Consider the following 15714-nt stretch of genomic DNA (forward strand, 5'->3'; position numbering starts at 1 on the left):
TTTTATGTCAATTTTCTTAGCAATTTTATCATCAAGCAAAAATAATCAGTAATCTTAATGATTTGACATATTTTTTTTTTTTATGTATTAATTCAATCTTGTTGATTAAGATAGAAAGGAAAATTATATGTATTCTTTTAAGTCTATTCAGTTATTAATACCTATCTCCTGTTTACTTTTTTCAAATTCATATGCCATTTCCGAAAAAAATTATAGTAACAAATATGAATGCCAATTTGAATTTGATCTGAACAAAAGCAATGTTGATTCAAACTTTATTTCATCTTGCTTAGAAAATGTTAAAAATAATGAAAACGTTTTCTCAATTAAAGTACTTGCCTCAGCAAATTTAAAGGGAAGTAAACACTACAATGAAAAACTTTCAAAGGAAAGATTAGAAAATACTATTGAAATTATAACGCAAAAGTTGCCGAATTTAGATAGTAAAGAATTGATTTCAGTTGGGAAGAGTGGTGAATATGGGAAAAAAGTATATATTACATTATACACAAAAGAAAAAGAAATTCCATCTCATGTTAGTGACTCTAATTTAAATAATCATAATCAATCTACTGCAGCGTCAGAACCTACTGAACATAATCACAAAGCTACAGCTCAAAAAAACAACTCTGATTATCAAAAAGAAGAGCCCCCTTACAAACTTGATTATAAGCGAGAATAAACTTTAATTAGCGCATTTCATGCACAATTCTAAAAAGTCTTTTGGAACTAAACTTGCTCCACCAACTAGTGCGCCATCGATATTTGGGCAATTAATATATTCATTAACATTACTAGCTTTTACACTTCCTCCATACAAAATCTGGAAACGATTTCCTAATTCTTCACCAAAATAGGATTGTAAAAAATTTCTAATAATAGTGTGCGCTTCTTGTGCTTCAACAGCAGAAGCGGCCTTTCCTGTACCAATGGCCCACACAGGTTCATATGCGATAGATAAAAGAGGTTTATTAGGATCTGAGCCGATGAATGATTGTGAATTTCTTATTTTAGTTGCAATAAACGCTTGTTCTAATTGAGATATAAGGATTTCTTTCAGTAATCCTTTTTCGCGTTCCACAAGTGTTTCTCCAACACAATATATAGCTCGCATACCTAAATTTAACAATGCACTTATTCTGCCGCCAGCAGTTTGATTTGTTTCAGCAAACATTTGTCTTCGCTCGCTATGCGCAACTAAACTTCCCAAAACATGGATACTTTTCAACATTGTAGGAGAAACTTCACCTGTAAAAGCACCTTCTTCAGCCCAATGTGCATTTTGGGCAAATAAAGAAACAGTATTTCTAGTTTTTCTAGCTAAATCAGCTAAAAAAATACTTGGCGCAGCAATACCAACTTCAATGGATAAATTTTTTTCTGTTACACTATCAGATAAATTTTCAAAATCCGCAGATGCTTGAACAGCATCTTTAAACATTTTCCAATTACCAATAACAAGTTTTTTTCTTTTAATTTCCATAATTCAAACCCAATCCTTTATTTTTTGCGAAGTACTTTAATTCCTGGAAGCTCTTTCCCTTCCAATAACTCCATACTTGCACCACCACCTGTAGAAACATGAGTCACTTTATCTTGTAATTTAAATTTCACAATAGCTGCTGCTGAATCTCCACCTCCAACAATTGTTGTTCCGTTACAATGCGCTAATGCTTGTGCAACAGATTTTGTTCCTTTAGCAAAAGATTCAAACTCAAATACTCCCATAGGTCCATTCCAAACTACAACGTTACTACTTTCAATAATTTTACTAAAAGTAACAGCGGATTTTTCTCCAATATCTAGTCCCATATAACCTTCAGGTATATCCGCAGTCTGAACTACAACTGGAGTCGTGGTTTCAGAAAATTCATCCCCACAAATATGATCTTCAGGTAAATAAATTTTAACATTTCTTTTTTCTGCAGCTTTAAAAATTTCTTCTACTAAATTTAATTTGTCTTCTTCAACCCTAGATTTCCCAACATTTTTTCCTAAATACTTTAAAAATGTATAGGCCATTGCTCCACCAATGATCATATTATTTGCAATATTTGTAAATTTACGAAGGATATCGATTTTATCTGATACCTTTGATCCACCAAAAATTGCAGTAACAGGAGCTTTTGGAGCTCTAAAAGCTTCTTCTAAAAACTGCATTTCTTTTGCAACTAAAAATCCTGCAGCTCTTTTCTCTAAAGGAAAACATTCAGGTACTGCAAACATAGAAGCATCAGCTCTATGGCAAGTTCCAAATGCGTCATTCACATAAAATTCAGCATGTTTTGCTAATTTTTGGGCAAAATCTGTATTACCAGCCTGCTCTTCTTTATGAAAGCGCAGATTTTCTAACAGTATAATTTGATTTGGTTTTAAATCATATACAATTTTTCCAAATCCGTCTTCAATATAATCTTGCGCTAAAACAACTTCTAAATTAAGCATTTCTGCTAAACGAACACCAACGGGTGCAAGAGAAAATTCTTCTTCATAACCAACACCTTTGGGTCTACCTAAATGTGAGCAAGCAATAATTTTTGCTTTTTTATCTAATAACCATTTTATGGTTGGTAAAGCTGCAACAATTCTAGTTTCATCCGAAATAGTACCTTTTTTTATAGGCACGTTTAAATCTAACCTTAAAAAAACAACTGGTTGCTGTTCTGGGAAAAAAGATAAATCATTTAAAGTTTGAATTTTATTTGCCATAAGTAACCCTTTCAAAGAGGCTGAATAAACTATCCAAGCAAGTAAAGAACGCTTAATGGTGTTTGTCAATTAGTTGAGAATTCTTGCTTATTGTGTAAATACAGATACATTTGAAAGGATATTCTTTATCCTACTTTCTGCATGAAAGGAGCTACTTTGAAATCAGATCTTTTAGAAAATTTTGATAACAATGATATTTATTCAATCATTTTATGTGGCGGATCAGGGACAAGATTGTGGCCTCTTTCTAGAAAATCCTTCCCAAAGCAGTTCTTATCACTAGGTGAAAAACAAAAAACTCTTTTGCAATTAACAATCGATAGAGTAAAAAATTTATCTCCCTTGCAAAATAGATGGCTTGTTACAGCGCAATGCCAAGAAAATCTTTGTGCTAACCAAGTTTCTCAACAAATAGCTAAAATTATAATTGAACCTGAAGCTAGAAATACTGCCCCAGCGATTGCTCTTACAGCTTGGGAACTCATGCAAGAAAACCCTGACTCTATAATGGTTATACTCTCTTCGGATCACTCCATCCAAAATGTCAGATCATTTGAACAGACCATCCTAGATGCTATTAAACTAGCAAAAAATAATTTATTTGTTACCGTTGGAATTCAACCAACACATCCTGCAACGGGTTTTGGTTATATTGAACAAGGTTTACCCCTTGATAATGAAGGAAATATACTTTCACCCCAACGTCTTTCCGAAACAACTCCTACAGGTTATAGCGTGCGTAGTTTCAGAGAAAAACCGAATCAAGCCGCCGCTGAACAATTTATAAGAACCCAAAAATACTTATGGAATGCGGGAATTTTTGTTTGGAAAACAAAAACTTTTTGGAACGCTTATTCCCATATTCAACCGGAAGCTGCCAAACTGATAGAAAGTATTAATAAATATAATATTTCTGAAGTATATAAAAAACTAGAAAATATTCCTATTGATATTGCTTTTATCGAACAAACAAGTCACGTTGCGTGTGTTCCAGCTAACTTTGACTGGAATGATGTTGGATCATGGTCTGCCGTAAGAGAATGCTTTGAACAAGACAGCCAAGGGAACAATACTTCGGGTGAAGTTTTTCTTTTGGATACAAAAAACTCTGTAGTTCACTCAACAGGCCCTTTTGTTTCAGTAATAGGCATGGAAAATGTTGCCGTAGTTGCTAGTGAAGATGCAATACTGGTAATGCCTCTAAATCGCAGTCAAGATGTGAAAAAAACAATTCAGTATTTGGAGACAAAAAATCCAAAACTTTTGTAATTTGATTTAATTTGATTAATTGGAGATTTCTTATGACGAAAATCTTGTACGACGCAGCTATTGGAAAAAAAACAAATAAAATTCCATTGTGGCTGATGCGCCAAGCTGGTCGCTATTTACCAGAATATCGTGAAATAAGAAAACAACATTCAACCCTCACAATGTTTAAAACACCTAAAATTGCAGCAGAAGTAACGTTACAGCCTTTGCAAAGATTTCAATTAGATGGTGCTATTCTTTACGCTGATATTTTACTCATTCCTGATGCCTTAGAACTTGGTCTAAATTTTATCGAAAAAGAAGGGCCAAAATTTGAAAAAACTATTCGTTCACAAAATGATTTAAATAGTATATTAAATTTAAGCGAGAATATTGATAAAATTATTGAAAAATTAAGTTATGTTGGAGAAACTCTTGATAAAGTAAAATCAAGTCTAGATAGCAATGTTACTTTACTTGGTTTTGCTGGAGCGCCTTTTACTGTTGCAAGCTATATGATTGAAGGAGGAAGTGCGAAAGGAGAATTTTTTGAGTGCAAAAAATTAATGTTTAATCAACCTGAAGTATTCCATAGTCTTATGAATATTCTGACTAAAATAACAATTGCTTATTTAAAAATGCAAATTAAAGCTGGCGCCGAAGTATTGCAATTATTTGAAAGCTGGTCTGGGGCTCTTTCTGCAGATCAATATAATGAATTTTGTCTTCCTTACACCAAAAAAATTGTTACTGAAATTAAATCACATGCTCCAATTATTCATTTTTTTGGACAAGGAGCACATCTTACAAAACAACTATTAGACATTAACCCTAATGTCTATGGTGTTGATTGGCGACAAAATTTGGGTAAAGTTTCTGAACAATTAAAAGGAACAAGTATTGCAGTGCAAGGAAATTTAGATCCCCTTTTATTATATTCACCTTCTGATCGACTTTTAAAGCAATTAGAAAATTGCTTAATCGATGGTAGTAAGCATCCTTATGGATATATTTTTAATTTAGGGCATGGTTGTACCCAACATACTCCAGTTGAAAAAGTCGCTGAACTTGTTAAGTTTGTAAATAATTTTAAACCTTAGTTCTACTTTCTAATTTTGTTCAATAGAACTAAGAAGCTTTTTTTATCTGATTCAATAAAATTAAATACATTTTAAATAGTTTTAGAAATATTTGAATTTTAAAATTGATTTAAAAAATATACTTATACAAAATTCTAGTTTGCGTGATAAACACCGTATTGATCATAATAACCACCATAGGGGAGATAGTAGTAGCCGTTTACACTATAATATCCACCATAAACATCGAAATAAAGTCCTCCGCTATAATAACCACCAATACCACCAAAGAAAAATCCTGATGCAGTATAATATCCACCATTTAGATAATATCCACCATAAACATCATAATATATGCCATTCGAGTAATACCCACCTACTGCATCATAGTAAGTACCACCAAAGTAAACACCGCCTCCATAATAATAATTGCTACTGGTATGAAAATGACTAATACCAAAGAAATGCTTACCAACATGAGCACTGCTATTAGTATTTGCCAAAATTGGTTGGCTTAAAGCTAAAGTTACAGTTACGGCAAGAAACTTTAAAACTGTTTTCACAAGAATTCTCCTTTTGTTTATAAAAATATTTTTATTTTGGTAGGCATTCTATATTCTGAAATAACTTTTAGCAACTTTTGTAATAATTTATTTTGGTTATGATAATAGAGTTATTTTTTGACTGTTACTTTGAAATTAAATTTCGACATAAATTTTTAAATCAACAAGTATCACTTAAATCAAGAAATCTTACCTTCCTCAGATCCTATTCTATAATAGAACCCTATGGTATAAGTATACGAATTTGATTGGGTTGTATTGAAAGGATTATAAAATGAATATGCAAAAAATCAAAAATAGAAATGAAATCAACATTGAAGAAACATGGGATCTGTCAGATCTTTTTCAAGATTTTGATATTTGGGAGAAAAATTTCAAAAGTCTTCCCAGTGAAGAGGAAGTAGAAAATATAATTCAAGAAAAATTTAAAAACAAATTGGCTATAAAACCGGATATTTTGTTTGAATGTCTTCAATATAAAGAAAATTTATCGCGAAAACTTGAAAATTTATTTGTATATGCTCAATTAAGAAGCACAGAAGACACTTCTAACAATAGAGCCACAGAAGCTGTTGGAAAAATTGAAAATAAAATGGCTAATTTGACCGCGAAATTTTCATTTATGAATCCAGAAATGTTAGAAATTTCAAATTTAAAAATTTGGTTAGAAAAATCTCCGTTAAATGCTTATAAGTTTTCACTATCAGAATTGTTAAGAAGTAAAGAACATATATTAACTGAAAAGGAAGAAGAAATATTAGCAAAACTTTCTGTTCCTTTAAGAACATTTGATGAAATTCATAGTAAATGGAACAATGCCGACCTGAAATTTGAACCAGCATTGGATTCTGTAGGCGATAAACATATTGTTTCCAATTCCAGATATTCTCTTAACCTACAATCTAGAGATCGAAAATTAAGGGAAAATACATTCCAATCGTATTATCAAGAAATTGCTAAATGGAGAAATACCATTACAGCGAATTATTACGGAAACATGTCTACAGGCTCAAACATCGCCAAAATTAGAAAATTCTCTGGTTTTCTTGAGAGTGAACTATTTGATGATAATATACCCATAGAACTTTATGACAGTTTAATAAAGAATGTAAAAGCAAATTTGAAAACCTTACATGAAAGTATGCGGATTAGAAAAAAAATCTTGAAATTGGAGAAAGTATATCCTTACGATAGATATGTTTCTTTATTTGAAAGCAAAGAAAATGCTTATTTTTCATGGGAAGAAGGTAGAGATCTTGTTTTAAAAGCAATTCAACCATTAGGAAATGAATATGTTGAAATTGCTACAAGAGGTTTAACAAAGGAAAGATGGATTGACAGAGCTGAAAATGAAGGAAAAAGATCTGGTGCCTTTTCTTGGGGAACTTACGATTCTCGCCCATATATGTTACAGACCTGGACTGGAACGTTAGGCGATGTATATACATTAGCCCATGAATTAGGCCATTCTATGCATTCCTATTACAGTAACAAAAATCAGCCATACCATAATGCCCATTATGCAATTTTTGTTGCTGAAGTCGCTAGTACATTAAATGAAGCACTACTTAGTCAATATATATTAAAAGAAAGAAAAGGCACTGATCTTGCTAAATATGTTTTATCCGAAAATGTAGAAAATTTTGAAGGAACAGTTTTACGCCAAGTTTTATTTGCCAATTTTGAACGTGAAGCGGCAAAAATTGTTGATGAAAATGAAGCATTTACTCCTGAAAAACTAGAAGAAATTTATTTTAATATGAATAAAGAGTGGTATGGAGAAGAACACAGTGCTCTTCCAGACTTTATAAAACATGAGTGGATGCGAATTCCACATTTTTATTCAGCTTTCTATGTTTATAAATATGCAACTAGTTACTGTGCTTCGCTTGCACTATCTGAAGCATTACAGACAGATCCTGAAACTACAAGAAAGCAAATCTTTACTTTGCTAAAAGCTGGAGGTTCAAAACCTCCTTTGGAAATTTTGCTTGACGCAGGAATAGATTTCCTAACTCCAAAACCTGTTGAAAATGCCTTTTTAAATTATCAAAAAAATTTAGCTATTGCGGAAAATGAATTGTAACAACTATAATTAAACATGGAAACAAGTCATTCAAAAGACAATCAAGAAAGTTTAATTCTCAAAGTATCTCGGAAATTAGGTTTAGGTTCTTTGCTTTCATTTGTTGCAGGCCTAGTAAATTCCGTTGGTTTTTTGGGCTTTGGATTATTTGTATCCCATGTCTCAGGACATGCCACCTATGCAGCTGTTGAATATTCTAAACACTATTATATTTTGGCGATAACCTCTTCTACTGCAGTTTTATTTTTTATTTTGGGGTCTGCTTCAACAGCCATCCTCATGCGAGGTAAAACTGTTGAAGAACAAGGAATAACTTTAATATTACCAGTAATACTTGAAGCAATTTTATTATTTTACGTCATGTTTGAAGCTTTTTACTATTCAGATTTACAATTAACCTATGATTCTTACGGTCATGCTAACTTTTTTCTCGTGTTAAGTTTTGCTATGGGTATCCAAAATGCAACTTTAAGAAAAAAACAAGGGGCCCATATTCGAACAACACATATGACGGGAACTGCTACAGATATTGGAAGTTCTCTAGGTACTATCTTCTATTTAAGTTTTAGACCACTGATCATAGCTCCTTTATACATCATAAAATATAGAAAATTATCAGCCTCATTCTTGATCCCTCTCAAATTAGTTTATTCAAGACAACAAATCGATATTTTAATTGTAAATTTATTCACCCTACTCTTTTTTGGGGTGGGAGCTATTATAGGAACATTTGGATTTATCCATTTCCATTTTTTTATTTTAATTGTTCCAATCTTTATTCTAATTATGATAGCTATTATTGAGTTTTTTATAGGAAGCAAGAAACTTTAATAAAATAAAAGGATAATCCATGCGAATAACAAAATATAAAGATAACGTTCAACAAAGTGTTGAGTATTTAAAAAAATGGCATGGAAGCGCGCCAGAAATAGCCATTGTATTAGGTTCAGGACTGTCTGACGCAATTCCCAAAATTCAAGAAATGAAATCTGTACGTTTTGAAGAAATTCCTGGTTTTAAAACTTCAACTGTTCAAGGTCATTCTGGAGACTTGCGTATAGGCTCTGTTACAGCGTACTTAACTTCTGGAAAAGAAAAAACCCGCGAAATTGCTTTTTTAAGAGGCAGAAATCATGCCTATGAAGGAAATGATCCGGGAGAAGTTGTGCATAATTTAAGAAGCCTAATAACTTGGGGTGTAAAAGGAATTATATTGACAAATGCTGCAGGTTGTCTGAATACAGAGTGGGAATTGGGAAAAATGATGATCTTAACAGATCATATTAATGCAACGGGATTAAGCCCTTTAAATGGTGATTATGGTTTGGGGTTTGGTGCACAATTTGTTGATATGAGTGAAGGTTATGATAAAAAATGGCAATCCCAAATAAAAGAAATAGCGCATTTAAGCAATCATACCATTTATGATGGAGTCTATTATGGTGTCCTCGGAGCACATTATGAAACTCCTGCTGAAATCAGAATGTTTAAAACCCTAGGCGCAAGCGCCGTTGGTATGAGTACTGTTTTAGAAACCATTGCGGCTCGACAGTTAGGTGCTAAAGTTGCAGCTTTGAGCTGTTTAACTAATTATGGCGCAGGACTTAAACAAGCTCAATTATCACATACAGAAGTAATGGATATGGGTAAACGATTTGCTTCTGATATGGCAAATATTGTTTTAAAAGCTGCTGTTTCTTTAGAAGTTTAGTTTTTTTTTTGGAGTTTTTGTAAATGCAAATTCAAGTTGATGGTACTTTAATGAATGTTGGTGTTTTATTTAGTGAATTAGATATTAAAGAACGTACCAAAAAAATAGCTGAACAAATAAATAAAGACTATGGTAACAAAGAAACTTTAGTAGTTTTGATAGTATTGCACGGAGCAATTTTATTTGGCGCAGATTTAGTAAGAAATTTAGAAATGCCAACTGAAATTGAAACCATAAGAATAAAAAGTTACGAAGGCACAAGCAGCACAGGTAATGTTAAATTGGTAACACCGTTACCTACTTCCTTAGCAAATAAACATATTCTTGTAATAGAAGATATTGTTGATACAGGTCGTTCTATTAATTTTCTTTTAAACGAACTTAAACATACGAATGCATTATCTATCAAAGTTTGTTCATTACTAGATAAACCTGATGCGCATGAATTCCCCATTCAAGCTGATTATATTGGATTTACAATTCAAAAGAATTTTGTCATAGGCTACGGACTCGATTTAAATGGCAAATTTCGCAACCTCCCATATATTGCAAATTTAACCAAAGCCTAGTCAATAAATTGACGAAAAATAAAAAAGTTTCTGCAATGGAATAAAAAAATCTCTTCTTTAGTTTTAATATATTGAGAGCCTACAAAAAAATAAACTTTTCTTCTTAAAGTACGTTTCTAGTAGGATACTCAATTTCTTAGACTATTCCGTTGGCTCTAGCCCGGACATTTGGGAGCTTTTTTATGAGAATGATTCCAGCAATATTATCCTCTGCTTTACTTGTTTCTTTAGTTACTCCAGCTCTTGCACAAGCTCCAGCAGGTACTCCTGCAGCAGCTCCAGCTGAAGCAGCTCCAGCTGCCGGTAAAAAAGAAAAGAAAGCTAAAAAAGGCAAAAAAGCTAAAAAAGGAAAGAAAGAAGAAGCAAAATAATTTTGTTACTTCGCTCTTTAAAAATAATTTAAAAGCCTACATAATATTTGTAGGCTTTTTCAATTTTAAGGTGTTTCTATGAATAATGCTTTTATCATTCATGTTGGTGCTAATTTAAAAGAAAATAAAGGTCTTTCTCCAATATTTAAGGATAATACTTACGAATACATACCATCACCTTTAGAAACTTCTTTTAATACAAGTAAACATCACAATCATAAACATTATTCTAAAATGAATTGTCAAAATCTCAATTTACGTGGAATGCACATGAGTTCTTTTGTTGACGAAGGGACTGGGCATGTTGATCCTGAGTTCTACACTTTCACATATGGAGAAACAAGAACACAATATATTAGTATTCTCAGTAAATTAAAAAAGGATGATCTTTTACTTTTTTCAATAACTTTACAAAAATATGATTCTAAAAAAGACAATTTTGTACTTAATGGGGATCCAAATAATTTTATATTTGGTTACTTTTTAGTTAATGACCTTGATGAAGCTAGCGGACCAATTGATGAAAACAAACTTGTAAATTTTCACACATCTTGCAGTGAGCATATCATATATAGAAAGCAACATATTCAATCTCCAGATAAGAAAAAAGTCTTACTGATAAGAGGACAAAAAAATGAATCCGCAATATTTAAAAAGCCATTGAAATATACAGATCATGATACTTTGCTCCCAAAATTCAAAAAAAACTGGGATATTGAAAGCATAAATAAAAATTTAGAAATTTATAGATGTTTAAATTATTCAAAAATTTTAAAAGACCTTCAAGATCAAGCAGAAAATAATAGATGGGTAGATTGGATTATTCCTTAAAAAAAAATTGTAATTCTAAAATATCACAATCTTATTATTTACAAGTAAAATTAAAAAAATTACTCCTATAGAACATAGGAGGGTCGTCAATGATTATAGGTTCTCATTTACAAAAGGTGTTTGAGTTTAATAAAGTAATAGAAGAAAATACAATAGGTTTTCAAAATTTTCCTGCAAAATCTAAAATAAAACGGATATATAATGTTTCTCGTTTAGCTGAACAAAAACATATGTACCTTAATGTTGTAATTGACTTTGAAAATAATAGTTTATTTGGTGACTGTTACCTTGTTTTTGAAACTAAAGCTGAAAATTTAACAAAATTTAATATAGATGCATATGAAATGCAAATTAATTCTGTATCATTTTGTAATATTATTTTTGAAGATTTATTCAATTTAGAAAATAAAAAAATCCCAGATTTTAGAAAGATTGAAACACTTAAATATCAAAAATGTGATTATTCAGCTGATAGTAGCAAAATCAATCTTGAAATTCCTAAAAATATAAAAAAAGATACTTATTTTATTTTAAAAATTAATTATAAAATTCAAGATCCAAATGCTGGCTTTTATTTTGTCCATGCAAATAAAAAAAGCCATGCTAATTATGATTGTGTTTGGACTCAAGGTCAAGATTCAGATTCACCCTACTGGTTTCCATGCCAAGATGATCCTCGATTAAAAATAACAACAACATTACAGTTTTCATTTCCAAGTCAATGGAACGCATTAGCAAATGGCTTAAAAATTTCTGAAAAAATACATGAAAAATATAAAGTTCAAATTTGGGAAATGTCTACTCAACATTCCCCTTATTTAGTAGCATTTGTAGCTGGAAATATGGCTTTTAGCAAAGATGAATGGCGAAATAAAGAAATTAGCCTTTTGTTACCTTTTAAATACGAAAATATGAAAACAGAAATTCTATCAGAGACAAAAGAAATGTTAGAATTTTATTCTAATTATTGGAACTATGAGTTTGCATGGGATAAATATGGTCAAGCTTTTGTGGCTGATTTTCTTTATGGTGGAATGGAAAATACAAGTATAACGATAAATACAGATGAGGTTTTAGGGCCAAAATTATTTGCAAATGGTAATGAAAGAAGAACTTATTTAGTCATGCATGAAATGGCTCATCAATGGTTTGGTGACTTACTTACTTGCAAAACTTGGAGTGAAGGTTGGCTTAATGAGGGTTTCGCGACTCAAAGTGAAATGTTGTGGGATGAATATACTAATGGTAAAGTTAGCGGAATTTTTTATGCGCACGATAATTACTTAGCTGGATATTTAGGAGAAGCTAAATCATATATCAGACCTATTGTATGTAATCAATACGAATTTGTTTCTGAAATATTTGATGCTCACTTATATGAAAAAGGAGCCTTATTTTTAAATTACTTAAGAGATATTTTAGGAGAAAATGAATTCAAAAATTCAATTCACTATTACCTTACTCACAATGCTTTTAAAGCTGTTGAAACGAAAGATCTTATAAATGCTATACAAACTGTAACAGGTATTGATCCAACAATTCATTTCGATAACTTTATATTTAGAGCAGGGCATCCTGATCTTGATGTTTCTTGCGAGTTTTCTAAGTATGATACTTCGATAATAAATATCAATATTTCTCAAAAACAAAATATTTCTAAAGAATTTCCTGAATTTTATTTAGAAACTAATATATACTTAAAATACTCCAGTGAAAAAGAAGAAATAATTAAAATAATTATTGATGATAAAAACAAAAAAATATCAATACCTTTGAAAGAAAAATTGTCTTTTTGTATATTTGATCCGAACGGAACTATTATTGGAGAAGTTAACCAAAAAATTCCTGAATCTTTTATTTCAGAAATATTTAAACAACAAAATTCAAAATATTCTTATTTTAAATTTTTAGCTACTAAAAATATCTGCCTTTATTATAATAATAAAGAAAATTTTAGTCATATCGAAAAATGGCTAAAATCTGAAGAAAGCTTCAGAGTAAGAAGTTCTTCATATAAAATTCTTAGTGAGGAAGGACGAATTCATGGAGCAAATTTATTAACAATTTTAAATGACACTCATCCTTTATCCAAAGCTGCACTAATATCAGCACAAGCTAACTCATCACAAATAAAACAAATAAATCTGCTCGATAAATTAGTAATTATTGCAGAAAATGAGAAAGAAACTTTAAATTGTAGAGAAACCGCAATTCGTTCTATCCAACAAATTTCACAAAAATCTTCACTCTTACGATCTGATGATAATAGAAAAAAAATAATAAATTTTGCATTTTCTTTTTTAAGTAAACCATCTTTTAACGGAATTTTAGAACAAGCTGCATTAAATTTAATTGCAGAATTTTGTGAACCTGAGCACTTAAAATTAATACAACCTTTCTGTGAAAAAATATCCCAACATTGGCGAATAAATATTGGAGCTTTAACAGTTTTAAGCAAACTTTCAAGCAAATATCCAAATATTAGATCAGAACTAAGACCTTCATTAATTTATTTTGCAGAAGCTTTATTTCCTATTCGGATTGCCTCAGCTTTACCAGATATCTGGGCAAATTCGTTAGATCCATATTATGATGCACAATTTAGAAAATTTTACCAAAGAAAAAATTATGGCATTTTATCAATGCTAATTCCAAGATCAAGGAGATCTTATCAAAAATTTCTCAAAAACTTAGATACAAAAAGCTACTTTGAAAAAGTCTTGGAAATAAATGAATTAAAAGAAAAGTATCAAAAAATTCAACATGAATTAACAGAAATAAAACTTGTGCTAGAAAAATTAAAACCGATCGCTCCCAAAAAGAAACATTTGAAATCCAAAGCCAAGAGTAAATAAATATTGTTCGTTTGGAAGGTAATTTGTTGTATTAAGTAATTGAAATTTTCCGGGTATATCCATATTATAAACAGAAAATTTCAAAAATGATTCTACATCTTTTGATATTCTATATCCAGTTAATAAAGAATAATGAAGAGAAAAATGCTCTCCAATTGATTCCCTTTCATCTTGTTCCGCTATATTCAACCATTTTAATTCTAATGCTAAAAATACTTTATCTATACTTAACTGGCTTCCTATACCAAAAGAAATATTTAAATCAAAGGGAAATGTAAGAAAATTATTATTTAATAAAAAAAGTCCCACTAGTTTTTTATTAACAACATAATTTTTAGGAGAAGCTTCAATAATACTATAGAACAAATTGCTACCTATTTTTACTCCATAGCTTAAGGGAAAATAATTTTCTGAAGCAAAATATAATTTTGAAAAGCCATTTGTTTTATCCATTGAAAAAATTGTTCCCAACGATAACCCTTTTGATTCTCCGGCTATATTTATAAATCCTATTTGCGATCCATAAACTTTTTTAGCATTATTTACTATTCCTATTTGAACTCCACAAACCTCATCAGCATCATTATATATTCCAAATTGTATTCCTTTTAAATTTCTTGCATAATTTGTTGAAAATGAAAGTTGAGCTCCATTTATTTCTTCGGCATAATTAAATCCGCTAAATTGCAATCCATTTACGATATTTGAGTTTGCAATAAGAGATAATTGGAAACCATTTAGCTCTTTAGTTTGCGAATATAAGCCTAACTGGAAACCGCTAAATACTTCATCAGTAAATTGAATTAATGAAATTCCAAAACCATAAAAATTATTTTTAACATTTAGAAGTCCTAAGCTAATTCCAAGGCCAATAATATTTTCAGCTTCATTATTTACAAGACCAATTGAAATATTTTCAATACTTTTTTTATATTCGCGGTCACCAATAGAAAAAGAAAGATCAGTAAAAGGAGAATATACCGTTAACTTAAATAATCTATATCTAGTTGGGAATGATATTATTTCCGAATCTAATTCTTGCTTAAAATCATTTGCATAAAGATTAGAAAATAAAAAAATAAAAATGAAATAATATATAATTTTTAACATTAAAAAAACTGTAACTTTCTTCTTTGTCTTTTCGATTTTTTCCATTCTTCTAAAATATTATTATTTTTTTCATTAGCAACATTTTTATGCATTGGATGGAAAGACTGTTGTTTTAGTCGCATTGCATCTGCACAGGCTATAGATAACGCATCGGTTGCATCAAGTGGGAGAGATTGCATTTGAAAACCCAATAATGAACTCATAATTTTTGCAATTTCATTTTTATCACAACGTCCATTGCCTGATATTATTTTTTTTGCTGCTGTGGCGCTAATTTCACTTATCTTCAAGCCACATTGATGAGCTTCAGACAGCACCACACCTCTAGCATGTCCTAAATATAAAGCCGATCTAGGGTTTTCAGCCAAAAATGATAGTTCAATACATAAATGTGTTGGAGAGTACGCTGCAACAACACGCCGAAATTCGATAGCTAAAGTTGCTAATCTAGAAGCTAATTCTTGAGATGGATTTAAATCCCAGGCTCCAGCTGCAACAGCCAAAATTTTTCCCGAATTTTGTATTTCTATAACACCATATCCAGCCATTCTTGTACCTGGATCAATCCCTAAAATTCGCATT

General features: G+C 30.8%; 15 protein-coding genes. 10 read left to right on the forward strand and 5 right to left on the reverse strand.

The genetic code is table 11. From position 1 onward, the window contains the following. Window positions 1-127: 127 nt before the first annotated feature. Complete coding sequence (locus QEJ31_RS01345; protein WP_280591991.1) at window positions 128-682, forward strand: hypothetical protein; 555 nt, start codon at window positions 128-130, stop codon at window positions 680-682. Between the two features lie 3 nt (window positions 683-685). Here the strand turns inward: QEJ31_RS01345 and tpiA are convergent, their stop codons facing one another. Together tpiA and QEJ31_RS01355 are read right to left on the reverse strand one after the other, a co-directional pair. Further along, window positions 686-1483 (reverse strand): triose-phosphate isomerase, encoded by a 798-nt coding sequence (gene tpiA / locus QEJ31_RS01350; protein WP_280591992.1) that lies wholly within the window; start codon window positions 1481-1483, stop codon window positions 686-688. 17 nt (window positions 1484-1500) lie between these two features. Then, window positions 1501-2709 (reverse strand): phosphoglycerate kinase, encoded by a 1209-nt coding sequence (locus tag QEJ31_RS01355; RefSeq protein ID WP_280591993.1) that lies wholly within the window; start codon window positions 2707-2709, stop codon window positions 1501-1503. Between the two features lie 156 nt (window positions 2710-2865). Here QEJ31_RS01355 and QEJ31_RS01360 point away from each other — a divergent pair, with 156 nt between their 5' ends. Together QEJ31_RS01360 and hemE are read left to right on the forward strand one after the other, a co-directional pair. Further along, window positions 2866-3978 (forward strand): sugar phosphate nucleotidyltransferase, encoded by a 1113-nt coding sequence (locus QEJ31_RS01360; RefSeq protein WP_280591994.1) that lies wholly within the window; start codon window positions 2866-2868, stop codon window positions 3976-3978. Between the two features lie 32 nt (window positions 3979-4010). After that, window positions 4011-5057 (forward strand): uroporphyrinogen decarboxylase, encoded by a 1047-nt coding sequence (hemE, locus tag QEJ31_RS01365; protein ID WP_280591995.1) that lies wholly within the window; start codon window positions 4011-4013, stop codon window positions 5055-5057. A 134-nt stretch (window positions 5058-5191) separates the two neighbouring features. Here the strand turns inward: hemE and QEJ31_RS01370 are convergent, their stop codons facing one another. Then, window positions 5192-5599, reverse strand: coding sequence for a hypothetical protein (locus tag QEJ31_RS01370; RefSeq protein WP_280591996.1), 408 nt, complete (start codon window positions 5597-5599; stop codon window positions 5192-5194). Window positions 5600-5873: 274 nt separating this feature from the next. Here QEJ31_RS01370 and pepF point away from each other — a divergent pair, with 274 nt between their 5' ends. The 7 genes from pepF (at window position 5874) to QEJ31_RS01405 (ending at window position 14022) form a co-directional block, all read left to right on the forward strand. Next, the gene (gene pepF / locus QEJ31_RS01375; protein ID WP_280591997.1) at window positions 5874-7685 is read left to right on the forward strand and encodes an oligoendopeptidase F; all 1812 of its coding nucleotides are present in this window, start codon (window positions 5874-5876) and stop codon (window positions 7683-7685) included. Between the two features lie 15 nt (window positions 7686-7700). Further along, entirely contained in the window at window positions 7701-8516 is an 816-nt protein-coding gene (locus QEJ31_RS01380; protein WP_280591998.1) for a YoaK family protein, read from the forward strand. Window positions 8517-8535: 19 nt separating this feature from the next. After that, entirely contained in the window at window positions 8536-9396 is an 861-nt protein-coding gene (locus tag QEJ31_RS01385) for a purine-nucleoside phosphorylase (RefSeq protein ID WP_280592000.1), read from the forward strand. A gap of 23 nt (window positions 9397-9419) precedes the next feature. After that, entirely contained in the window at window positions 9420-9965 is a 546-nt protein-coding gene (gene hpt, locus QEJ31_RS01390) for a hypoxanthine phosphoribosyltransferase (protein ID WP_280592001.1), read from the forward strand. Window positions 9966-10147: 182 nt separating this feature from the next. Next, complete coding sequence (locus tag QEJ31_RS01395; RefSeq protein ID WP_280592002.1) at window positions 10148-10336, forward strand: hypothetical protein; 189 nt, start codon at window positions 10148-10150, stop codon at window positions 10334-10336. A gap of 78 nt (window positions 10337-10414) precedes the next feature. Continuing rightward, window positions 10415-11167, forward strand: coding sequence for a hypothetical protein (locus QEJ31_RS01400; protein WP_280592004.1), 753 nt, complete (start codon window positions 10415-10417; stop codon window positions 11165-11167). Window positions 11168-11256: 89 nt separating this feature from the next. Continuing rightward, complete coding sequence (locus QEJ31_RS01405) at window positions 11257-14022, forward strand: M1 family aminopeptidase (RefSeq protein ID WP_280592005.1); 2766 nt, start codon at window positions 11257-11259, stop codon at window positions 14020-14022. Here the strand turns inward: QEJ31_RS01405 and QEJ31_RS01410 are convergent. Beyond that, on the reverse strand, window positions 13966-15177 hold the full coding sequence (locus tag QEJ31_RS01410; RefSeq protein ID WP_280592006.1) for a hypothetical protein: 1212 nt from the start codon (window positions 15175-15177) through the stop codon (window positions 13966-13968). The two genes, QEJ31_RS01405 and QEJ31_RS01410, sit on opposite strands and share 57 nt — an antisense overlap. Beyond that, entirely contained in the window at window positions 15132-15713 is a 582-nt protein-coding gene (locus QEJ31_RS01415; RefSeq protein WP_280592007.1) for a crossover junction endodeoxyribonuclease RuvC, read from the reverse strand. Before QEJ31_RS01415 ends, QEJ31_RS01410 begins: the two co-directional genes overlap by 46 nt. Window position 15714 lies beyond the last annotated feature (1 nt).

The sequence above is a fragment of the Pigmentibacter sp. JX0631 genome (genome assembly GCF_029873255.1).
Classification (GTDB): domain Bacteria; phylum Bdellovibrionota_B; class Oligoflexia; order Silvanigrellales; family Silvanigrellaceae; genus Silvanigrella.

Bases quoted from the DNA above. Each gene is read 5' to 3' on its own strand.
- QEJ31_RS01405 (WP_280592005.1), top strand. From the start codon at position 11,257: ATGATTATAGGTTCTCATTTACAAAAGGTGTTTGAGTTTAATAAAGTA.
- QEJ31_RS01345 (WP_280591991.1), top strand. From the start codon at position 128: ATGTATTCTTTTAAGTCTATTCAGTTATTAATACCTATCTCCTGTTTA.
- hpt (WP_280592001.1), top strand. From the start codon at position 9,420: ATGCAAATTCAAGTTGATGGTACTTTAATGAATGTTGGTGTTTTATTT.
- QEJ31_RS01400 (WP_280592004.1), top strand. From the start codon at position 10,415: ATGAATAATGCTTTTATCATTCATGTTGGTGCTAATTTAAAAGAAAAT.
- hemE (WP_280591995.1), top strand. From the start codon at position 4,011: ATGACGAAAATCTTGTACGACGCAGCTATTGGAAAAAAAACAAATAAA.
- QEJ31_RS01395 (WP_280592002.1), top strand. From the start codon at position 10,148: ATGAGAATGATTCCAGCAATATTATCCTCTGCTTTACTTGTTTCTTTA.
- tpiA (WP_280591992.1), bottom strand. From the start codon at position 1,483: ATGGAAATTAAAAGAAAAAAACTTGTTATTGGTAATTGGAAAATGTTT.
- QEJ31_RS01385 (WP_280592000.1), top strand. From the start codon at position 8,536: ATGCGAATAACAAAATATAAAGATAACGTTCAACAAAGTGTTGAGTAT.
- QEJ31_RS01415 (WP_280592007.1), bottom strand. From the start codon at position 15,713: ATGCGAATTTTAGGGATTGATCCAGGTACAAGAATGGCTGGATATGGT.
- QEJ31_RS01380 (WP_280591998.1), top strand. From the start codon at position 7,701: ATGGAAACAAGTCATTCAAAAGACAATCAAGAAAGTTTAATTCTCAAA.
- QEJ31_RS01410 (WP_280592006.1), bottom strand. From the start codon at position 15,177: ATGGAAAAAATCGAAAAGACAAAGAAGAAAGTTACAGTTTTTTTAATG.
- QEJ31_RS01355 (WP_280591993.1), bottom strand. From the start codon at position 2,709: ATGGCAAATAAAATTCAAACTTTAAATGATTTATCTTTTTTCCCAGAA.
- pepF (WP_280591997.1), top strand. From the start codon at position 5,874: ATGAATATGCAAAAAATCAAAAATAGAAATGAAATCAACATTGAAGAA.